16 protein-coding genes, 2 tRNA genes and 3 rRNA genes are annotated in these 22,089 nt (G+C 56.2%); 19 read left to right on the top strand and 2 right to left on the bottom strand.

Features of this window, described 5'->3' with window-relative positions:
- Nucleotides 1-69 precede the first annotated feature (69 nt).
- Nucleotides 70-552, bottom strand: a complete 483-nt coding sequence (locus tag DXT74_RS01880; protein ID WP_194427176.1) for a surface-adhesin E family protein — start codon at nt 550-552, stop codon at nt 70-72.
- On the bottom strand, nt 545-775 hold the full coding sequence (locus DXT74_RS01875; RefSeq protein ID WP_194427175.1) for a hypothetical protein: 231 nt from the start codon (nt 773-775) through the stop codon (nt 545-547). Before DXT74_RS01875 ends, DXT74_RS01880 begins: the two co-directional genes overlap by 8 nt.
- Before the next feature lie 159 nt (nt 776-934).
- On the opposite strand from DXT74_RS01875, the gene recQ reads away from it, so the two are divergent.
- From recQ to speB, 19 genes are all read left to right on the top strand, one after another.
- The gene (gene recQ, locus DXT74_RS01870; RefSeq protein WP_043642320.1) at nt 935-2,740 is read left to right on the top strand and encodes a DNA helicase RecQ; all 1,806 of its coding nucleotides are present in this window, start codon (nt 935-937) and stop codon (nt 2,738-2,740) included.
- A gap of 84 nt (nt 2,741-2,824) precedes the next feature.
- Nucleotides 2,825-4,042: a bifunctional glutamate N-acetyltransferase/amino-acid acetyltransferase ArgJ gene (argJ, locus tag DXT74_RS01865; RefSeq protein ID WP_194427174.1), complete on the top strand. Its 1,218-nt coding sequence runs from the start codon at nt 2,825-2,827 to the stop codon at nt 4,040-4,042.
- 435 nt (nt 4,043-4,477) lie between these two features.
- Nucleotides 4,478-6,013: ribosomal RNA gene (locus DXT74_RS01860) — 16S ribosomal RNA — on the top strand.
- A gap of 87 nt (nt 6,014-6,100) precedes the next feature.
- Nucleotides 6,101-6,177 (top strand) — tRNA-Ile (locus DXT74_RS01855).
- 105 nt (nt 6,178-6,282) lie between these two features.
- Nucleotides 6,283-6,358: transfer RNA gene (locus DXT74_RS01850), tRNA-Ala, on the top strand.
- A 257-nt stretch (nt 6,359-6,615) separates the two neighbouring features.
- Nucleotides 6,616-9,504 (top strand): 23S ribosomal RNA (locus DXT74_RS01845).
- Nucleotides 9,505-9,626: 122 nt separating this feature from the next.
- A 5S ribosomal RNA gene (gene rrf, locus DXT74_RS01840) occupies nt 9,627-9,741 on the top strand.
- Together the 16S, 23S and 5S rRNA genes with 2 tRNA genes alongside form the textbook arrangement of a ribosomal RNA operon.
- A gap of 234 nt (nt 9,742-9,975) precedes the next feature.
- Nucleotides 9,976-10,575, top strand: a complete 600-nt coding sequence (locus tag DXT74_RS01835) for a GspH/FimT family pseudopilin (RefSeq protein ID WP_081862667.1) — start codon at nt 9,976-9,978, stop codon at nt 10,573-10,575.
- A complete protein-coding gene (gene pilV, locus DXT74_RS01830; protein ID WP_194427173.1) occupies nt 10,572-11,063 on the top strand; it encodes a type IV pilus modification protein PilV in 492 nt (163 codons plus the stop codon). The genes DXT74_RS01835 and pilV overlap by 4 nt, the downstream gene beginning before the upstream one ends.
- Entirely contained in the window at nt 11,063-12,016 is a 954-nt protein-coding gene (locus DXT74_RS01825) for a PilW family protein (RefSeq protein ID WP_194428025.1), read from the top strand. Before pilV ends, DXT74_RS01825 begins: the two co-directional genes overlap by 1 nt.
- Complete coding sequence (locus tag DXT74_RS01820) at nt 12,013-12,567, top strand: PilX N-terminal domain-containing pilus assembly protein (RefSeq protein WP_081862664.1); 555 nt, start codon at nt 12,013-12,015, stop codon at nt 12,565-12,567. Before DXT74_RS01825 ends, DXT74_RS01820 begins: the two co-directional genes overlap by 4 nt.
- Nucleotides 12,568-12,584: 17 nt before the next feature.
- Complete coding sequence (locus tag DXT74_RS01815; RefSeq protein ID WP_194427172.1) at nt 12,585-16,478, top strand: pilus assembly protein; 3,894 nt, start codon at nt 12,585-12,587, stop codon at nt 16,476-16,478.
- A gap of 11 nt (nt 16,479-16,489) precedes the next feature.
- Complete coding sequence (locus DXT74_RS01810; protein ID WP_194427171.1) at nt 16,490-16,894, top strand: type IV pilin protein; 405 nt, start codon at nt 16,490-16,492, stop codon at nt 16,892-16,894.
- 138 nt (nt 16,895-17,032) lie between these two features.
- Nucleotides 17,033-17,533, top strand: a complete 501-nt coding sequence (gene rfaE2 / locus DXT74_RS01805; RefSeq protein WP_194427170.1) for a D-glycero-beta-D-manno-heptose 1-phosphate adenylyltransferase — start codon at nt 17,033-17,035, stop codon at nt 17,531-17,533.
- The gene (locus tag DXT74_RS01800; protein ID WP_043638347.1) at nt 17,530-18,495 is read left to right on the top strand and encodes a biotin--[acetyl-CoA-carboxylase] ligase; all 966 of its coding nucleotides are present in this window, start codon (nt 17,530-17,532) and stop codon (nt 18,493-18,495) included. The genes rfaE2 and DXT74_RS01800 overlap by 4 nt, the downstream gene beginning before the upstream one ends.
- Nucleotides 18,492-19,208 (top strand): type III pantothenate kinase, encoded by a 717-nt coding sequence (locus DXT74_RS01795; RefSeq protein WP_194427169.1) that lies wholly within the window; start codon nt 18,492-18,494, stop codon nt 19,206-19,208. Before DXT74_RS01800 ends, DXT74_RS01795 begins: the two co-directional genes overlap by 4 nt.
- Nucleotides 19,205-20,020, top strand: a complete 816-nt coding sequence (locus tag DXT74_RS01790; protein ID WP_194427168.1) for an SPOR domain-containing protein — start codon at nt 19,205-19,207, stop codon at nt 20,018-20,020. Before DXT74_RS01795 ends, DXT74_RS01790 begins: the two co-directional genes overlap by 4 nt.
- 146 nt (nt 20,021-20,166) lie before the next feature.
- Nucleotides 20,167-20,946 (top strand): YoaK family protein, encoded by a 780-nt coding sequence (locus DXT74_RS01785; protein WP_043638328.1) that lies wholly within the window; start codon nt 20,167-20,169, stop codon nt 20,944-20,946.
- Nucleotides 20,947-21,096: 150 nt separating this feature from the next.
- A complete protein-coding gene (gene speB / locus DXT74_RS01780; protein ID WP_194427167.1) occupies nt 21,097-22,062 on the top strand; it encodes an agmatinase in 966 nt (321 codons plus the stop codon).
- The last annotated feature ends 27 nt before the right edge of the window (nt 22,063-22,089 follow it).

The raw sequence follows: 22,089 nt of genomic DNA, 5'->3' as shown, positions 1-22,089 counted from the left end.
AAGAGGCCCGCTCGCGTTTTGGCGCGACGCGGGGCCGGGCCGCGCGCGAGCGGGTAGGGCGAATCGGGTTCAGAACCCTGGGTCGCCCTTGCATACCAGCAACATTTGTTGATAGCTGGCCGAATTCTGCACCACCGGCATAGGTTTTATCTGAGCGTCATTATAGGTGAAGCTGGCGATCTGGCGGCCGTTCTCATCGAACAACACCATGTCCAGCAGGCGGAAAGTGCGTTGCGAGCAGTCTATCTGCCAAGTATTGATCGACACCTTGTGGCGCGGCGTGGACAGGAAGTTTTCCTTCTTCAGGTTGAAGATGGTTTTACGGTCTCGGAAACTGACCAGCTGGCCCTGTTTGCGGACCGACAACTTGTCCAGCTCGTTCAGAATGTTGCCGTTGGGGGACACCCCCAGGTTTTGCCAATCGGCGTTGGCTGGGCTGGCGCCGGATTGAACAGGCTTGCCGACGGTCGACGGGCTGGGTGCTTTGCTAGGGGCGCTGGCGCAGCCGCTGATCACTGCGGCCGCCAACAGGACGGGCCAAATATTACGCATTGATGCCTCCACGAAATCGTCGGTCAGTGTCGCACAGCGGAAGAAAGGCTCCAAGCCTGGCGCGCGGGGCGGTTCGAGCGGCGCCGGGCAGAGGTTGACTGCCGGAAGCCTTCGACAGCGCCGCGCCGCGAAAAATCCTCAATGCCATGTAAGTATTTTTTTGCGAGAGAACACCAAAAATAAATGTAAAAAACGGAACTTCGCGAGTGTCCCACAGGTCCATGGTAGTGCGAGAGCATTTTTCCTCTTCGTTTCACATTGTCTCCATCCAACTTTATGGCCGCTGCACTCCAGCGGCCCTTTTTTTTGCCCATTGCGCCCGAGACAGGACGCTGCCGGCCACTTGCCGTACAATAGTCCCCTTCTCGCAAGAAGACGGCTTATGCAGGACGCGCTCTCCCTACTCAATAATATCTTCGGCTATCCCGAATTCCGCGGGCAGCAAGGGGAGATTGTCGATCATGTCGCCCAGGGCGGCCACGCGCTGGTGCTGATGCCCACTGGCGGCGGCAAAAGCCTCTGTTTCCAGATCCCCGCGCTGATGCGTCCAGGCGTCGCCATCGTGGTGTCGCCGCTGATCGCGCTGATGCAGGACCAGGTGGCCACTCTGGTGGAACAGGGCGTGGCCGCGGCCTGCCTCAATTCCGCCACCCCGCTGGACGAAGCCCGCGACATCGCGCGCCAGGCGCGGGCCGGCTCGCTGGACCTCTTGTACGTGGCGCCGGAACGTTTGCTGACGCCGCGCTTCCAAGAGTTCGTATCTCAGCTGAACATCAGCCTGTTCGCCATCGACGAAGCGCATTGCGTCAGCCACTGGGGTCATGACTTCCGTCCGGAATACCAGCAATTGGGCTTCCTGGCCGAACGTTTCCCGCAAGTGCCGCGCATTGCCCTGACCGCCACCGCCGACGAACAAACCCGCGCGGACATCATTGATTACTTGAAGCTGCAGGACGCGCGCGTTTTTCTGTCCAGCTTCGACCGGCCCAACTTGTTCTACCAAGTGGTGGAAAAGCACAACGCCAAGAAGCAACTGCTTGATTTCATCCGCAACGAATACCCGGGCAGCGCCGGCATCGTCTATTGCCTGTCGCGCAAGCGCGTGGAAGACACCGCGCAATGGTTATGCGACAACGGCATTCACGCGCTGCCCTACCACGCCGGCCTCAGCCATCAGCAGCGTGAGGCGAATCAGCGCGAATTCCTGCGCGACGAGGGCGTGGTCATGGTGGCCACCGTTGCTTTCGGCATGGGCATAGACAAGCCGGACGTGCGCTTCGTCGCTCATATCGACATGCCCAAGAGCCCGGAGAACTTCTATCAGGAGTCCGGCCGCGCCGGCCGCGACGGGCTGCCCGCCGCCAGTTGGTTGTGCTATGGACTCAACGACGTGGTGCAGCTGCGGCAAATGATAGAGGGCGGGGAAATGGCCGAACTGCAAAAGCAGGTGGAGCTAGGAAAGCTCGAAGCCATGCTGGCCTTTTGCGAAGCCGCGTCCTGCCGCCGTCAGCACATCCTGGCGCATTTCGGCGAACAGAGCAGCCCTTGCGGCCATTGCGACAACTGCCTGCATCCGCCCATCACCTTCGACGCCACCGTGGCGGTACAAAAGCTGCTGTCCTGCATTTACCGGGTGGAGCAGCGCTTCTCCGCCGGCCACGTGATCGACGTGCTGCTGGGCCGCGCCAATCAAAGCGTTGGCCATTACGGCCACGATAAGCTGTCCACCTTCGGCATCGGTCGAGATTACAACCAACGTGTCTGGCGCTCCATCGTTCGCCAACTGGTGGCGCGCAAGCTGTTGCATGTCGACATCGCCCGCGGCCAATCGCTGGTGTTGAGCGATGAATGCCGCAGCGTGCTCAAAGGCCAGGAAAAAGTCTATTTGCGGCCGGTGGCCGACGACAAAGCGTCGCGCAGCACAGCCAGCGCCGACCGCTGGCTGCGCACCGAACGCGAAGAACGCCTGTGGCAGGCGCTGCGCGGCTGGCGCCGACAAATGGCGGACGAACACAATGTGCCGGCCTACGCGGTGTTCTCCGACCGCACCTTGCGAGACCTGGTGGAAAAGCATCCTACCTCGCGTGCCGGCCTGGCCAAGGTCTATGGATTGGGGGAGCTCAAGCTGGCGCGCTACGGCGAGGCGCTGCTCGAATTATTGAACGCGGCGGCGGCCGAGGCGGGCTGATCCGTCTGCCGTTTTAGTTTCCAGTCCGGCGGAACAAATCCGCTACAATCGATGCGAATAATATTGATTGATCTGGAGCGATAGATGGCAGTAAACCTCAAGCCCGTCAGCGGCGAACATCTCTTCCCCATTCCCGGCGTGGAATTGAGCGTCGCCGCCGCCGGCATCAAGAAAGCCGACCGCAACGACGTGTTGGTCATCCGTCTGGACAAGGGCAACACCGTTGCCGGCGTGTTCACCCAAAACCGCTTTTGCGCCGCTCCGGTGCAAGTCTGTAAAAAGCATCTGGACGCCGGTGTGCAAATCCGCGCGCTGGTCGTCAACACAGGCAACGCCAACGCCGGCACCGGCGAACAAGGCCGTAGCGACGCGCTGCAAGTCTGCCGGACGCTGGCCGATGAGCTGGGTTGCCAACCCGAACAGATTCTGCCCTTCTCCACCGGCGTGATTCTGGAACCCCTGCCGGTAGACAAGATCGCCGCGGCGCTGCCGGGACGACAAGGCGCGGACTGGGCCGATGCCGCCCGCGCCATCATGACAACGGACACCGCGCCCAAAGCGGTTAGCGCCCGCCTGACGCTGGAGGGCCACCTGGTCAACATCACCGGCATCTCCAAAGGCGCCGGCATGATCCATCCCAATATGGCCACCATGCTGGGCTTCATCGCTACCGACGCCGCGGTAACCCGTCCGGTGCTGCGTCAATTGGTGAAGGAAGTGGCCGATGTTTCCTTTAACTGCATCTCGGTGGACGGTGACACCTCCACCAACGACAGCTTCATCCTGATCTCCACCGGTCAGAGCGGGGGGCCGTTGATCGATTCCCCGCAGCAGGCAGCCTACCAAGCGTTAAAGGCGGAACTGGTTCAAGTCGCCACGGCATTGGCCCAGGCCATCGTCCGCGACGGAGAGGGCGCCACCAAGTTCATCACGGTCAAAGTCGAGGGCGGCCGCTCGTTCGAAGAATGCAAGGACGTCGCTTACGCCATCGCGCGCTCCCCGCTGGTGAAAACCGCTTTCTTCGCCTCCGATCCCAACCTGGGGCGTCTGCTGTGCGCCATCGGCTACGCTGGGGTGCAGGACCTGGATGTCGATCGCCTGGAACTGTATCTGGACGATGTGCTGGTCGCCGTCAACGGCGGGCGCAATCCTCTATATAAAGAGGAAGACGGCCAGCGCGTGATGGCCCAGCCGGAAATCCTGGTGCGGGTGAACTTGGGGCGCGGCGCGGCGGAGGCTACGGTTTGGACCTGCGACTTCTCCTATGATTATGTGAAAATCAATGCGGACTACCGTAGCTGAGCAAAACTTTTGAGTCATCTTGGCGTGGGCGCCGGCCTGAAAACCGGCGCTCATTTCAGTCAAAGCCCCGGTTTGCGGGGCTTTGACGCATATGAGCTTCCCCCTTGAAGCGAGGTTAGGCAGGACGCACGGAATAAATCATTCCGGCCCGATATGACCGATTCTTTACAAATCAACGGTTTGTAGAGGCTGCTTGCGGAAATGGCGGTTTTTATCAAAAAAGGTGTTGACGGGTTTAGGGTCGTGACGTATAGTTCGCCTCCTCAGCAGACAACGCAGCGACGGAAACGAAGCGCAGCGATCTGCACCGATCTTTAACAGAACGAATAACCGATAGGTGTAAGTGCTCGGTCGATGACCAAACACTTGCACTGCAAGACGAGAAATGTCTCGATGTTTCTTTGATCTTGCGTGCCAGAAAATTTGCTTGGAATTGAACTGAAGAGTTTGATCCTGGCTCAGATTGAACGCTGGCGGCATGCTTTACACATGCAAGTCGAACGGTAACAGGGTGCTTGCACCGCTGACGAGTGGCGAACGGGTGAGTAATGCATCGGAATGTACCGTGTAATGGGGGATAGCTCGGCGAAAGCCGGATTAATACCGCATACGCCCTGAGGGGGAAAGTGGGGGACCGTAAGGCCTCACGTTATACGAGCAGCCGATGTCTGATTAGCTAGTTGGTGGGGTAAAGGCTCACCAAGGCGACGATCAGTAGCGGGTCTGAGAGGATGATCCGCCACACTGGGACTGAGACACGGCCCAGACTCCTACGGGAGGCAGCAGTGGGGAATTTTGGACAATGGGCGCAAGCCTGATCCAGCCATGCCGCGTGTCTGAAGAAGGCCTTCGGGTTGTAAAGGACTTTTGTCCGGGAGCAAATCCCAGTGGTTAATACCTACTGGGGCTGAGAGTACCGGAAGAATAAGCACCGGCTAACTACGTGCCAGCAGCCGCGGTAATACGTAGGGTGCAAGCGTTAATCGGAATTACTGGGCGTAAAGCGTGCGCAGGCGGTTGTGCAAGTCTGATGTGAAAGCCCCGGGCTTAACCTGGGAACGGCATTGGAGACTGCACGACTAGAGTGCGTCAGAGGGGGGTAGAATTCCGCGTGTAGCAGTGAAATGCGTAGAGATGCGGAGGAATACCGATGGCGAAGGCAGCCCCCTGGGATGACACTGACGCTCATGCACGAAAGCGTGGGGAGCAAACAGGATTAGATACCCTGGTAGTCCACGCCCTAAACGATGTCAACTAGCTGTTGGGGGTTTGAATCCTTGGTAGCGAAGCTAACGCGAGAAGTTGACCGCCTGGGGAGTACGGCCGCAAGGTTAAAACTCAAAGGAATTGACGGGGACCCGCACAAGCGGTGGATGATGTGGATTAATTCGATGCAACGCGAAAAACCTTACCTGGTCTTGACATGTAACGAACGCTGCAGAGATGTGGCGGTGCCCGAAAGGGAGCGTTAACACAGGTGCTGCATGGCTGTCGTCAGCTCGTGTCGTGAGATGTTGGGTTAAGTCCCGCAACGAGCGCAACCCTTGCCATTAGTTGCCATCATTAAGTTGGGCACTCTAATGGGACTGCCGGTGACAAACCGGAGGAAGGTGGGGATGACGTCAAGTCCTCATGGCCCTTATGACCAGGGCTTCACACGTCATACAATGGTCGGTACAGAGGGTCGCGAAGCCGCGAGGTGGAGCCAATCTCATAAAACCGATCGTAGTCCGGATCGCACTCTGCAACTCGAGTGCGTGAAGTCGGAATCGCTAGTAATCGCAGATCAGCATGCTGCGGTGAATACGTTCCCGGGTCTTGTACACACCGCCCGTCACACCATGGGAGTGAGTTTCACCAGAAGTGGGTAGGCTAACCGTAAGGAGGCCGCTTACCACGGTGGGATTCATGACTGGGGTGAAGTCGTAACAAGGTAGCCGTAGGGGAACCTGCGGCTGGATCACCTCCTTTCTAGAGAAGGTTGTTGATCGAGTACTTACAGCCTATCGGTTATTTGTAGTTAAGGGCGTGTCAGCCAGCGATGGCTGACCGAGAAATGGGTTTGTAGCTCAGCTGGTTAGAGCACCGTCTTGATAAGGCGGGGGTCGTTGGTTCGAGTCCAACCAGACCCACCAAGAATTTGCGTAGCGATACGTAATTTTTGGCTTAGGCAAGGCGCGAAATAGCGAAATGTACAATTGTACATGAGTTGTTGAGCAACGCTGCATAAGGCAAAAAGAGGGGGATTAGCTCAGTTGGGAGAGCACCTGCTTTGCAAGCAGGGGGTCGTCGGTTCGATCCCGTCATCCTCCACCACAACTCAAACACAAGCGAGTTTGCAAAACAGCTTGGTTGTGTTTGCGTTGTATTTTTAACGCCCGATCTTTAACAAACTGAAGAAGCCGAATATATAAAGACGGCGAGAAAGACGATGGAGTTAAGTCTTCATTGGCTGGATCGTCATCTTGGGTATTTGATTGTATCTAGGCTACGTCGCCATATCAAAAGGGGCGGTGTAGTCGTCGCACAAACACAACTTGTTGTTTTAGTGATCCAGGTTACTGAAATGATAGGGTCAAGCGACTAAGTGCATCTGGTGGATGCCTTGGCGATCATAGGCGAAGAAGGACGTGTAAGCCTGCGAAAAGCGCGGGGGAGCTGGCAATAGAGCTTTGATCCCGCGATGTCCGAATGGGGAAACCCCTCCGCAAGGAGATCCCGTGCTGAATACATAGGCACGAGGAGGCGAACGCAGCGAACTGAAACATCTAAGTAGCTGCAGGAAAAGAAATCAACCGAGATTCCGTTAGTAGTGGCGAGCGAACGCGGAAGAGCCTGTACGTGTTATGGATTGTGTTAGTGGAAGGTTCATGGAAAGGACTGCCATAGTGGGTGATAGCCCCGTACACGAAAACGCATTCCAAGGACTAGGCGTACGATAAGTAGGGCGGGACACGAGAAATCCTGTCTGAAGATGGGGGGACCATCCTCCAAGGCTAAATACTCATGATCGACCGATAGTGAACCAGTACCGTGAGGGAAAGGCGAAAAGAACCCCGGGAGGGGAGTGAAATAGAACCTGAAACCGGATGCATACAAACAGTGGGAGCGGACTTGTTCCGTGACTGCGTACCTTTTGTATAATGGGTCAGCGACTTACGTTCAGTAGCGAGCTTAACCGAATAGGGGAGGCGTAGGGAAACCGAGTCCGAATAGGGCGATTTAGTTGCTGGGCGTAGACCCGAAACCGAGTGATCTATCCATGGCCAGGATGAAGGTGCGGTAACACGCACTGGAGGTCCGAACCCACTAGTGTTGCAAAACTAGGGGATGAGCTGTGGATAGGGGTGAAAGGCTAAACAAACTCGGAGATAGCTGGTTCTCCCCGAAAACTATTTAGGTAGTGCCTCATGTATCACTTCCGGGGGTAAAGCACTGTTATGGCTAGGGGGTCATTGCGATTTACCAAACCATGGCAAACTCTGAATACCGGAAAGTGCGAGCATGGGAGACAGACGGTGGGTGCTAACGTCCATCGTCAAGAGGGAAACAACCCAGACCGCCAGCTAAGGTCCCAAATGATCAGTTAAGTGGTAAACGAAGTGGGAAGGCCTAGACAGCCAGGATGTTGGCTTAGAAGCAGCCATCATTTAAAGAAAGCGTAATAGCTCACTGGTCGAGTCGTCCTGCGCGGAAGATGTAACGGGGCTCAAACTGATAACCGAAGCTGCGGATTTGCACGTAAGTGCAGATGGTAGGGGAGCGTTCTGTAGGTCTGAGAAGGTGTCTCGTAAGGGATGCTGGAGATATCAGAAGTGCGAATGCTGACATGAGTAGCGATAAAGCGGGTGAAAAGCCCGCTCGCCGAAAGCCCAAGGTTTCCTACGCAACGTTCATCGGCGTAGGGTGAGTCGGCCCCTAAGGCGAGGCTGAAAAGCGTAGTCGATGGGAAACGGGTTAAAATTCCCGTACTTTTATGCAGTGCGATGTGGGGACGGAGAAGGTTAGGTCATCAGACTGTTGGAATAGTCTGTTTAAGCCGGTAGGCTGGGGAGGTAGGCAAATCCGCCTTCCCTTAAGGCCGAGACGTGATGACGAGGGTCTACGGACCTGAAGTGACTGATACCACGCTTCCAGGAAAAGCCACTAAGCTTCAGCTGCATAAGAACCGTACCGCAAACCGACACAGGTGGGCAGGATGAGAATTCTAAGGCGCTTGAGAGAACTCAGGAGAAGGAACTCGGCAAATTGATACCGTAACTTCGGGAGAAGGTATGCCTCTTAGAGTGAATCCCCTGCGGGAGGAGCTTTGAGAGGTCGCAGAGAATCGGTGGCTGCGACTGTTTAACAAAAACACAGCACTGTGCCAACACGAAAGTGGACGTATACGGTGTGACGCCTGCCCGGTGCTGGAAGGTTAAGTGATGGGGTGCAAGCTCTTGATCGAAGCCCCAGTAAACGGCGGCCGTAACTATAACGGTCCTAAGGTAGCGAAATTCCTTGTCGGGTAAGTTCCGACCCGCACGAATGGCGTAACGATGGCCACACTGTCTCCTCCTGAGACTCAGCGAAGTTGAAGTGTTTGTGAAGATGCAATCTCCCCGCTGCTAGACGGAAAGACCCCGTGAACCTTTACTGTAGCTTTGCATTGGACTTTGAACAGACTTGTGTAGGATAGGTGGGAGGCTATGAAGTGGGAACGCTAGTTCTCATGGAGCCGTCCTTGAAATACCACCCTGGTGTGTTTGAGGTTCTAACCTTGGTCCGTGATCCGGATTGGGGACAGTGCATGGTAGGCAGTTTGACTGGGGCGGTCTCCTCCCAAAGTGTAACGGAGGAGTTCGAAGGTTACCTAGGTACGGTCGGAAATCGTGCTGATAGTGCAATGGCAAAAGGTAGCTTAACTGCGAGACCGACAAGTCGAGCAGGTGCGAAAGCAGGACATAGTGATCCGGTGGTTCTGAATGGAAGGGCCATCGCTCAACGGATAAAAGGTACTCCGGGGATAACAGGCTGATACCGCCCAAGAGTTCACATCGACGGCGGTGTTTGGCACCTCGATGTCGGCTCATCACATCCTGGGGCTGTAGCCGGTCCCAAGGGTATGGCTGTTCGCCATTTAAAGTGGTACGTGAGCTGGGTTCAAAACGTCGTGAGACAGTTTGGTCCCTATCTGCAGTGGGCGTTGGAAGTTTGACGGGGGCTGCTCCTAGTACGAGAGGACCGGAGTGGACGCACCTCTGGTGTACCGGTTGTGACGCCAGTCGCATTGCCGGGTAGCTAAGTGCGGAAGAGATAACCGCTGAAAGCATCTAAGCGGGAAACTCGCCTGAAGATGAGACTTCCCTGAGGGCTTGACCCTCCTGAAGAGTCGTTCGAGACCAGGACGTTGATAGGTCGGGTGTGGAAGCGCTGTGAGGCGTTAAGCTAACCGATACTAATTGCTCGTGAGGCTTGATCCTATCATTTGAGTGGCTTGGGAGACTGAGCGACGAGATGTGGGTGTGCGACACAATTGAATACCGAATATATGTGGGCTGATCAAAGATCAGCCTAGGCTTCTTCTAGTTTGTACCAGTTTATGTCTGGTGGCCATAGCGAGGTGGTCCCACGCCTTCCCATCCCGAACAGGACCGTGAAACGCCTTAGCGCCGATGATAGTGTGGCATTCGCCATGTGAAAGTAGGACACCGCCAGACGCCCGATTGCGAAGCCCAGCTCAGACGAGCTGGGCTTTTGCATTGGTGTTGTCAGATCTTGCCAAGCCTCCCCATGGGAGGCTTTTTTGCGTCTGCGAGGCGCTCAGGATCCAGATCGGTAGCCCGTAACTTTCGGTAAGCATGCCGCTCATCTCCGCTGTACATGCGTTTGTCGCTTGGGTTTGCTGGTGATATAGCGATGTCGTAGGATGAAACAAGCAAAGGAGAGAGATAGTGTCAGCCCGCCAATCCCATAAGGGATTCACCTTGATTGAAATGATTGTGGTATTTGCAGTTGCCGCAATCCTGCTTGCTATCGCCGTGCCGTCCGTTATCAATTTTGTTCGCGCAAATCGTATTTCTGCTGCGGCAAACGATTTGATGCAGACCTTTCTTTCTGCTCGGAGCAACTCGGTCAGAACTGGGGTTCCGGTTGTGATCTGTGCTAGTCAGAGCAATGGTGGCTGTAATGCAAGTAGCTGGAATATGGGGTGGGTGGCTTTTGTGGACTTGAATCAAGATAACGCTTTAGCTGTCGGTACTGCATTACCGTTTGGTAGTACGGCAGCTTCCGGTACGACTGATTTGATTGTATTAAGACAATCTAATATCAGCTCTTTGTTGCGCTTGAGCGTGTCAGGTGCTTCTACGGTAACTTCTTATCGCTACGTACCTACAGGCCGAGTTCAGATGTACAACGCTAGTTGGACAACACCGGGAAATTTGATCATCTGTGATGATTCAGCAAATGCAAGTATCGCTCGCAAGCTGGTCTTCTCTACGTCAGGCCGCCCCATGGTGGCCTCACTGAATAGTGGTGAAAGTTGCCCATGAATTATGCCAAAAGAGAGATGTCTCGATTGCGTTGTCGCGGATTTACGTTGCTGGAAGTTTTGGTGTCCATTGTGATTCTGGCTTTTGGTTTGTTAGGTATTGCGGGTCTGCAATTGAACAATCTCCGGTATTCCGCCTTGAGTGCTAGCCGGGCGCAGGCGAGCCTGCTGGCGGAGCAGATGGCGGAACGCATTCGCAGCAATCCAAGTGGGGCGTATGGTGTTGCGGCCTCAGGTACTGTGGCCAATTGTTATACGGCAAGCTGCACCGTAGCGCAGAGAAAAGATTTTGATTTGACGGAGATACAAGCATTGGCTGTGGATCCGACTCGTGGTGGACTGTCTAGTGGGACCGTTTCGGTGGCAGCAGCGTCCAGTGGTTTTACGATCACAGTTAGCTGGAGCGAGCGCGGCGGCTTCGCTGGGGTGGGCGCAGCACAGGCATCTGCGCAAGCGGCACAGCTGCAATTGTTTGTGAGGCCAAATTAATGGCGAACCGCGTGCCAAGTTCCAAACAGTTGGGTCTGACACTGATTGAGCTGATGATTGCGATTACGATTGGCTTGATGGTGTCATTGGCCGTCGCCAGCTTGTATTTGTCTAATCAACAGACTAACAAGGCTCAGGCCGGTCATGCTCAAATGCAGGATAACGGTCGTTTTGCTATGGCCCAGATTGGCCGTCTAGTTCGGCAAGCGGGTTTCTATGATATTTTGGGCGGCACTTTTTCCGCAAGCGGAACATGGACGGTCTCAATGGATGCCAGTGGCAATTGGGCTATACCCAGCCTTCAAGCAAGTCAAGTTTTGTCCGCCAGCAATGATGTAACCGTGACTTCATTCAACGCGTCAAATGCTTTGTCGGTTCTAAATGGCGTCAAGTCCGATCAATTTACCATCACCTTTATGACGGGGCCTCAAGCCAGCACAGGGAATGCTACTCCTGATTGTTTGGGTAATAGTGTTACATCAAAAAATACAATAGTGTCGAATCGGTTTTATATCGATGTGAATACGATTAGTGGGGTGACTCGTCCATCGCTGATGTGTGATGTGCTTTGGAATGGAGTTGCTCCCTCCGGAAGTAATTTGGCGACTGGCGTGGTCGCCGATAATATTGAGCGTATTCAGATTCTGCTTGGTGTTGACAGTACTGGTGATGGTGTCGCGGATCAGTTTTCTCCCCCAAGCGCAAGTATCGACATGACTCAGGTTGTTGCCATGCGGGTGGCTTTGTTGGCGCGCACCGATCCAGTGTATGGTCAGCTGCGCGCAGAGCCCGCGGCATTTAATATGTTTGGTTCAAACTATGTAGTGGGCACCGATACCGGTTCTGTTGTTAATCCTTTGGCTAGTTCTACTGTTGCTTGCGTTGCTGCGACACCCTGTTGGTCGCGCCGAGTTTTTGAGTCGACTTTTACGTTGCGGAACCGAATACCATGAAGTACCAAGTAGCTCTTCAATCCCAACGGGGTGTGACCCTTGTGGTGACTTTGGTGTTCTTGGTCGCGCTGATGTTAGTGGCGCTTTCGGCCTCCTATTCTTCCGTGCAGGAGGAGCGCTTTGCACGTAATGGACGCGATTTTATTCTGGCAGCGGAATCAGCAGAGGCAGCGCTACGGTTTGCTGAAAATCAAGTGACGATAGGCCAGATCCGGGGACGTTATGGTTTTGTCGATTGCACAACGGCGAGTTCCGCCAATGGTCTATGTCTTCCATCCGCAAGCGGCCCGATGCATGTACTGCTAAATAGCCGTTTGAGTAGTGCGACAGATACGGTGACCAAGGCGATAGATAGCAGTAGTTGGAGCCCACCCAGTGCCAGCTTGCAGGCGCCACGTTATGTGGTTGAGGTATTTCCCGCAATCAAGCCGGGCGAAGATCTGACTGCTCAAACGGGTGGGCAAAGTGTGCAGTACCGAATTACCAGTCGCGGTTTCGGTATGAACCCGCAAATTAATGTCACGCTTGAAAGCGTGTACCGACCCTTTTGATAGTGGGGTAATGAGGCATGGCGCTAAGTGGCAAGTTGTTAAGAGGGCTGGGGTTTTGCGGTTTTTGGCTGGCTTGGCCTGCTGCCGCAGCTATTAGTGTGTCACAAGTGCCTCTAGCGGGGGTGGGGGGGCGCTATGGCCCCAATGTATTGCTGGGCTTGTCGGTAGAGTTTCCTACAGCTGGGGAAGCTTATACTAATCGGACTTTTGATAGCACGGAATTGAGCAAGGACCATAAAGGGTATTTTGATCAGTACAAGTGTTATGCCTATCAAGCGGGGTCAGGTTCTACACCGGGGTACTTTTATCCGGTATCTCTGGTGAATAACGCGACGAATCGTACCTGTAGCGGTAGTAATTGGAGCGGTAGCCTTTTGAACTGGGCGACGATGTCGGCGATTGATGTTTTTCGACAGACCTTGACTGGGGGCAATCGAGCTTTAGGAACCAGCGGTACAGCGACAGATTATACCGCGGGAGATACGGCCAGCCTGACCGTGTTGCGCGGCGCCCGGATTGTTTCTGGACAAAACCAGGGTTATGGTTTCAATACTGTACGCAAGCTAACGACCAATGTTTCGTCATTGAGTCCATATAGTTATTCGCAACTGAGATTTACCAGCCTTAACTGGTCCACTACGGTGGAGGGCTCTAACAATGGCACCACTTGGACTACTTTGGGTACGTTCAATGTGATGGCTAAGGTGTGCACTACAGTTAGCGGTGTGAGCAATTCTCAATACTCGAGCTTAGGTCTGACTTCGAAGTACGGTAATGGTATAGAAGATAACTGCACAGGGTATGGAAGTAATTATAAGCCGGAAGGTTTAATTCAGCAGTACGGCGGGGATATGCGCTTTAGTGTATTTAGCTATTTGATTGATGCTAATTACAATCGTGATGGTGGGGTGTTGCGAGCGCGAATGAAATATCCTGGCATTTCTTCCTCATCAACGTCTGCGACGACCTCCTCCAATATTTTCACCTTAGGGGCTGAATGGAGTAATGTCAATGGGGTGTTTGCGGTAAATCCTGATGTTACAGATGCTACCGGCAGTAGTGTTGCTAATAGCGGGGTGATTAATTATTTGAATAAGTTTGGTGATAATAATGGCTATAAAACCTACGACCCAGCCGCAGAGCTCTATTATGCTGCTTTGCGTTATTTTCGTAAAATAGGTAATTACTCTGCTTATAGTGGTAGCTTGACTGCTGCGATGAAGGATAATTTTCCAGTTATAACGGACTGGGATGACCCTATTGTCAATTCATGTCAACAGAATTTCATTATTTATATTGGTGATACCAATACCCATGGTGATGTGGATTTGCCCGGTTCCGCTTGGCCCGTGCCGAGTGGTAATCAGACGTCACCTTTGCGACCACCCAATGACGATGCCGCGTCCAATATGGGGTCACCGCCTGTGAGTGGTAGTGGCTCAGGGGTTACCGCGTGGACAAACTCCATTGGCAATCAGGAGGGTGTGAGCAATCTGTCCAGTATCAATACCGGTTCGACTAATTCGCCGCCATTTATCGCTGGCTTGGCCTATTGGGGAAATGTCACCGATTTGCGCCCGGACCTGACCGGCAAACAAACCGTTAATGCTTTCATGATAGATGTAGTGGAAAATGGGAATGCAAAGACCCAAACTACCAACCCATTTTATCTGGCAGCAAAATATGGTGGCTTTACTGACACCGATGGTACGCAGACACCAGGTACCCGATCAGAATGGACAAGTGATCCTAGCGGGGCAACCAGTATCGCTGCGTACCCTAATGGTGTTCCTAAAAATTTTGCCCAAGCTAGTGATCCCTCTCGGATGACCACGGCTTTGCAATCTGCGTTTGCTTCGATTTCCGCGGCAACTGATCCGACGCTGGCTGGTTTGTCGACTACTTCCAGCGGCTCTCAAGTATTTTCTTCTGCCTATGTGTTCCAGTCATCATTTGACTCGACTGACTGGCATGGCGATCTAATCGCTTATCAGATTGTCCAGGCCAATGCGTTTTCCGCCCCAACTCTAGTACAGGACTCGAGTCATGGCTGGCGAGCGAAAAATACTCTGGAGACACAGCTAAACAGTAATTTGGCTGGCCGCACAGTGTTGACCTACGACGTTGCCGCACGCTTGGGTGCGACTTTCAACAGTGCTTGGTTTAGCGGTTTGGCGGCGACAAATGCACAGAAGCTTGCATTGAACAGCACAGACGCTCAAGGGGCTGCTCGAGTCAGCTACCTGCGTGGTGACAAGACGAATGAAGCGACAGGTTCATCACCGCAGTTTCGTCCTCGAAACTATCGCTTGGGTGATATCGTCAATTCATCCCCGGTTTATATGGCTGCCCCCGCTCAGGACCCCGCAGACTGCGCGTTTGCGGCAAACAGCAGCACGCAAGCGACTGACCGTGCCGCCATCTTTTCGCGACCAGCGATGGTAATGGTGGCAGCCAATGATGGCTTCTTGCACGGTTTCGATATGAGCGGCAACGAACGGTTTGCTTATCTACCTGGTGGGATTTTCGCTAATCTACCTAGCCTGACCTCCCCATCTTATGTGCATCAGTATTACAACGACGGCACGCCAAATGCCAGGGATGTCTGTTTTACTTTATCGTCATCTGGCTCGGCGCTGACTGTTGCTGAGGCTCGCACTGTGGTGGTGGGCACAACTGGGGCGGGAGGCAATAGTGTCTATGCGCTTGATATTACCCTGCCAGGTAGTATGGGGGCGTCCAGCGTATTGTGGGAGTTCACGAGCGCAGATGATCCCAATCTGGGACAGACAATTGGAAATCCACAAATCGTCAAACTACAGAATGGTCGCCCGGCGGTAATCTTCGGTAATGGCTACAATCAGACAGGTAGCGGTGGCTTGGCATCCATTTTCGTTTTGTATCTAGATAAAGCACAAGGAGAAGCTTGGGCGAGAGGAAGCAATTATTTTCGCATTGATGTTCCCAATCAGTCAGGGCAGAGCGTGAGTCCAAATGCCATGGGCAGCCCGACGGCAGTGGACACTACAGGCGACGGCATGGTGGACTTTGTTTATGCTGGTGATATCAACGGCAATTTATGGAAGTTTAATCTGAATTCGGCCACCCCTTCCAGCTGGGGCATCTCTGCTTGGGGAACTGCGGGCAACTACAACAGTGTCTGCTCCTCGGCATGTCTGCCGCTGATCTCCGCTTATTCAGTTACCACCTCCGGTTCGACTCAGGCATTGGGGGTGCGTCAGCCGATCACGGCGGCCCCGGTGGTCACCCGGGATAGTCAGAAAGGCTACTTGGTGTTGTTTGGTACTGGCCAGTTCTTATCCGACAGCGATCGCACTGTGGGGACTCAGGCTTTGTATGGAGTACGCGATACTGGGCTTGCCTTAACTAATCCAATTACCGGCAGTCTGTTGCAGCAGACCATAGGCTCTCAACTGAGCGGCACGGTAGGGGGGACCTTCAACGCTACCTCGTCCACGGCAATGAGTAGTAGTAGCAATGGTTGGTATATTCAATTGACGGCCAATGAGAGAGTGGTGGCGAAGCCGCTGCTGAGGGGTACCAAGACTGTGCGTTTTAATAGCATCATTCCGGATTCTACCGGTTGTACCAATGGCGGGACATCCTGGGTGACCGAGGTTAATATATTTAGTGGAGGTATGAGCTCGACCCCTGTGTTCGACACCAATGGCGATGGCGTGATCAACAGCAGTGATCAGGCTGCCGGCCGATTCCGGCCAGGAGACAGCAGTGGCGTGACGGGAGGGACTCCTTTGAGATTGATCGATCAAAACGGCTATGAGTGGATTTGCACAGCAGGTTCAGGCGGCAAGGGCGGCTGTGTCCGAGTCAATACATTTAGTGGTTCTTTCGGCCGTTTATCCTGGCGGGAAATCATTCAAACTTGGTAGGGGTATTCTTGATGGCGACGAGGCGTTTGGCTGGGTTTACCTTGATTGAGATGATGATTGTGGTAGCTATTCTCGGTATTGTGGCGGCAATCGCCTATCCGTCATATAGCAGTTATGTCATGCGCGGGAGGCGGGCACAAGCTGAGTCCACCATGCTGCAGATGGCGCAGGAGCAGGAGCGTTGGTTCACAATGAACAATAGCTATAACGCTTCACAGTCCAGTGCAACGGTAGATATCTCGTCCGGAGTCTCTGCATACACTATCAGTACGGCCCTCCAGTCTTCTGGTACTGCGTTTACCATTACAGCAGTACCCAGCGCGACTTTGCAAAATGACTCTTGCGGGAATTTGACATTAGATAATTTAGGCAATAGAGGGGCCGCCAGCGGCACGGTAGCCAATTGCTGGCGTTAAAGTAGGTGTTGCGGTTGGGGAAGTGGCGCCGCGAATGGTATCCTTGGTGGCATTTCAATTATAGGGATGCTGTCCGCAGGGTGTGCGTGTGTGTTGACCTACGCTGCTCGGGCCCACCAAATTGTCTCAGGGAAACGAATGTCGTATCCGGCCCCATTGTTTGAAAATAAGATCTGCAGTGCAGAGCAATTGCAACAAAAGCTGGCGGCCTTGCCGCGCCCCATTGTTTTTACCAATGGCTGCTTCGATATCCTGCACCGCGGGCATGTGACCTATCTGGCGCAGGCGCGCGCCTTGGGCGCCAGCCTGGTGCTGGGTCTGAACACCGATGCTTCGGTGCGCCGCCTGGGCAAGGGCGACGACCGGCCCATCAATCATCAGGACGACCGAGCGGCGGTATTGGCCGCGCTGGAAAGCGTGAGCCTGGTGATCTGTTTCGACGAAGACACCCCGGCGCAACTGATCGAGCTGGTGCGCCCCGACGTGCTGGTCAAAGGCGGCGACTGGACACCGGATAAAATCGTCGGCAGCGCCGAGACGCTGGCGCGAGGCGGCTCGGTGCATTCCATACCTTTCCTGTTCGATACTTCCACCACCGCTACCTTGCACAAGATCCGGGCCAACGAGGCCAAGCAGTGAGCGAGCACGCTTTCGCGGTGTTGCGCCGTCTCGCCGACGGTCGCTTCCATTCCGGCGAGGACATCGCCGGCGAATTGGGATGTTCCCGCACCCTGGTCTGGCAAGCGGTGCACGCCATTCAGCAGGATTTGGGCGTCACCGTGTTCAGCGTGCGCGGCCAGGGCTATCGCTTGGCGGCGCCGTTTGAATGGCTGGACGTGGCGGCTATCCGCGATGGCCTGGACGAAGCGGCTGCCGACACCTTCACGCTGGCGGTGGCGGAGCGTACGGATTCCACCAATTCCCAACTGTTGGCGCGCGCCGCCAGCGGCGGCTTGCATGGCTTGGTGTTGGCGACGGAGCTGCAAACAGCCGGCCGGGGCCGGCTGGGGCGACGCTGGCAGGCTCGGCTGGGCTCGGGCCTGACCTTCTCCCTGCTGTGGCGTTTCGACCGCGGTCTGTCCCAGTTGGCCGGGCTTTCCTTGGCAGTGGGGGTGGCCTTGGCGCGGACGTTGCGGCGCTTGGGCGCGCCGGTGGCCTTGAAGTGGCCGAACGATGTGTTGTTGGACGAACGCAAGCTGGCCGGCATCCTGATCGAGCTGTCCGGCGATGCGCTGGGGCCGACCGCGGTGGTGATCGGCGTCGGCATGAATGTGAGCGATCCGGGCGAAGTGGACCAGCCGGTGGCCTTTTTGGCCGAGGCAGGCGTCAAGCTGGCGCGCAGCGCGCTGCTGGCGGAGCTGCTGAACGAATTGCACCGCGTGCTGAGCGACTTCGACCGCCATGGTTTTATGCCCTTGCGCCAGGAGTGGATGAGTTTGTCCGCGCACCAGGACGCGCCGGTCTGTTTGAGTTTTTCCCATGGCGATCCGGTACAGGGCATAGCCCGAGGCGTGGCTGAGAGCGGCGCCTTGCTGGTGGACACCGTCGACGGGATGAAGACCTATCACGCCGGCGAGGTCAGTTTGAGGAAGCTGGCATGAAGTTGTTGATCGACGCCGGTAATAGCCGGGTCAAATGGGCGGTGCATGATGGACGCGGCTGGTTGGCGCAGGACGCGGTGGAGCACGGCGAGATCGCCAGCCTGGCCGAAGTCTGGCGGCAATGGCCGATTACGGAAGCTTGGGGCGCGTCGGTGGCCCGCGACGAGGTGGCTAAAGCCTTGGCGGTGGCGGCGCCCAGCCCCTTGCGCTGGGTGCGCGCGGAGGCGGGTTTCGGCGATGTGCGCAATGCTTACCGCAATCCGGCCGAGCAGGGGGCCGACCGCTGGCTGGCGGTGCTGGCCGCGCGGCAACTGCATCAGTGTGATGTGATCGTTGCCTGCGCCGGCACCGCTTTGACCGTGGAAGCCTTGACGGCGGAGGGCGAATATCTGGGCGGGTTGATTGTGCCCGGGTTGAATCTGATGTTGAGCAGCCTGGCGCGGAACACCGCCAATTTGGACCGCTCCGCCGGTGTGGTGACGCCGTTCCCGCAAGGGACCGAAGACGCCTTGGCCAGCGGCGCGGTATACGCGCTGACCGGCGCGGTGGAAGCCCAGCGCCGGCAATTGCAAGCGCGCACCGGACGCGCCCCGGTGCGGGTGCTGCTGACCGGCGGCGACGCCGCGAAGTTGGCGCCTTGGCTCGCCGGGCCGGTCGAGATCGTGGATAATCTGGTGTTATTGGGCTTATTAAGAGTGGCCGACAAAAAATGAAGTGGTTTCTAGCCTTGGTCGTGGTGCTGAATTTGTTGGTGGCGATGTATGGCTTGTTCAAGCAGCGTCCGCCGGCGGATGTGCGGGCGCAGGAAGTGAGCCCGGAGTTGGTCAAACTGCTGCCGGCCAACTGGAAGCCGAACGCCGTCTCCGCGCCGGCCGCCTCCGCTCCTGCGGCGGAGCCTTTGCGCGAATCCTCCGCGCCCAAAGCGGACAAGCCCGCGGCGGCCAAGAAAGCTCAGGAAGCGTCCGCGCCGAAAACAGCGGCTGCCAAAGCGGAAGCCGCCAAGCCTGAACCGGGCAACGCGGACGCCAAGCCCGAAGCGGCCAAGCCGGCGGAAACCGCAGCGGCTTGCTTGCAATGGGGGCCGCTGGATGAAAAGCTGCTGGCCAGAGTCAAGGGCGGCGTGCCTCAACTCAAACTCAAGGCCGGCCAGTTGAGCGAAGCCAGCAAGGAGGAGGCCGGCGGAGGCGGGCGCTTCTGGGTCTATTACCCGCCGTTGGCGACCCAGGCGGAGACTTCGACGCTGTCGTCGGAGCTGAAAGGCAAGGGTTTTGACAACTACATCGTCAAAAGCGACGATTTCAAAGGCCACCTGTCGCTGGGCCTGTTCGGCAAGGAAGAGGCGGCCAAGGGCTTGGCCGCGCGACTGAAGGCGGCGGGCTACGACAAGGCGCTGGTGCAGCAAAAGGGGCAGAAGGCGAGCAAGACCACGCTGAGCTTCAAGACGCTGGACGCGCAGCAGGCCGACAAGCTCAAGGCGCTGCAAAAGCGGCTGACCCCGGGAATCGGCCTGAAATCCTGCGGATGAGGCGGCTAGTCTTGATCTGACTGCTTGCCAGCGCCGACGCGGCGATGCACTATCAAGCATCGCCCGCGGCAGGGCGCAGGCGCAGTGTCTTCATTTCTCAGATAGCGGCGGCCATTGGCCGCCGTTGTTCATTCTGTCAGCAGGATATGTCCAGACGAACCAACATCACCCGGCTGTTGGACCGGGGCCGTTTCAACGACCACACCTTGCGGCATTTGGGATGGTCCATGGCCTTCATCGCCGGCGCGCTCAACGCCGGAGGCTTCCTCGCCGTGCACCGCTACACCTCGCACATGTCCGGGATCGTGTCCGGCATGGCCGACGAGTTTGCGCTGGGCGAGGTGACATTGGGCTTGTCCCTGCTGGTGATGCTGCTGTGCTTCATCGCCGGCGCCATGCACAGCTCCTGGCTGATCCTTTGGGCGCGCCGGCAGCGGCTGCGCGGCGGCTACGGCGTGTCCATGATGGAGGAGGCCGGCCTGCTGCTGTTGTTTGGCTTGCTGGGGGCCGCGCTTTCTTTGCACAAGGGCTTTTTCACCCCATTAACCGTGATGCTACTCTGCTTCATCATGGGCATGCACAACACCATCGTTACCAAGCTATCCGGCGGCCTGTTGCGCAGTACCCACATGACCGGCATCGCCACCGACATCGGCATAGAACTGGCCAAGCTCAGCTACTACGGCCGTGAAAGCATGCCCAAGGTCAAGGACGTGCGCGCCAACCGCGTCAAACTGCGCACTTATTTGCTGATCCTGCTGTCGTTTTTCGGCGGCGGCGTGGTGGGCGCGCTGGGCTTCAAGCATATGGGATACAGTTTCACCCTGCCGCTGGCGCTGCTCTTGTTTTTGCTGGGCTTGCGCCCGGTCTGGTACGACGTTCGGCTGCGTTTCCGGTTGTGGCGCATCCAGCTGGAAAGCCATTGATTCGATTGGCTCTTGTGCGGGCGCGCGCATCGCGGCAAACTCCGGGGTTCCGCCCCAAGGGGGGCGGCAGCCTCAAGCCGTCGGCTGTGCAAGATGGACGGTAATCGTCGGGACGCCTGAGCCCGGCGTACTCTCTCGCGGAGAGTATTCATGAGCGAAACCATTTTCGGCGACGGCGCGATCCGCCGTCAGGGCCTATACGGCTCTTCCATTGAAAACACTTATGCCGGCGTGCTGTCCTTCATGCGCCGCAACTATAGCCGCGACCTGACCGGCGCCGACGTGGTGGTGTCCGGCATTCCGCTGGACCTGTCCACCACGTTCCGCTCCGGCGCGCGGCTGGGCCCGCAGGCTATCCGCGCCGCCAGCGTGCAGCTGGCCGAGTTGAGTCCCTTCCCCTGGGGCTTCAATCCCTTCGACGACCTGGCCGTGATCGACTACGGCGATTGCTGGTTCGACGCGCACAATCCGTTGACCATCAAGCCCTCCATCATAGAACACGCGCGCACCATCCTGGCCTCCGGCGCCAAGATGCTGACTTTCGGCGGCGACCACTTCATCACCTACCCGCTGCTGATCGCGCACGCCGAGAAATACGGCAAGCCGCTGGCGCTGCTGCATTTCGATGCTCACTGCGACACTTGGCCGGACGATGAACCAGATAGCCTGAACCACGGCACCATGTTCTACAAAGCGGTGAAAGAGGGTTTGGTTGATCCTGAGAAATCGGTGCAAGTGGGCATCCGTACCTGGAACGACGACTTCATGGGCATGAATGTGCTGGACGCGCCCTGGGTACACGATAAAGGCGTGGATGCCACCATCGCGCGCATCAAGGAAGTTATCGGCGACAGCCCGGTTTACCTGACGTTTGACATCGACTGTCTGGACCCAGCGTTTGCGCCGGGCACCGGTACCCCGGTTCCGGGCGGCCTCAGCAGCGCCCAGGCCTTGAAGATCGTCCGCAATCTGGGTGATTTGAACATTGTCGGCATGGATGTGGTGGAAGTGGCGCCCGCTTATGACAACAGCGAAGTGACCGCCATCGCCGCCGCGCATTTGGCCTGTGACATGCTGTGCCTGATGCGCAACAAGAAGCTGGCCGGCACGCTGTAAGCAAGCTTTTCTGCATGTAAGGACGCC

It is taken from the genome of Chromobacterium sp. Rain0013 (assembly GCF_015291765.1).
GTDB lineage: Bacteria > Pseudomonadota > Gammaproteobacteria > Burkholderiales > Chromobacteriaceae > Chromobacterium > Chromobacterium haemolyticum.
The sequence above is the reverse complement of the archived record's forward strand: the minus strand, read 5'-3'. Positions and strand labels throughout refer to the sequence as shown.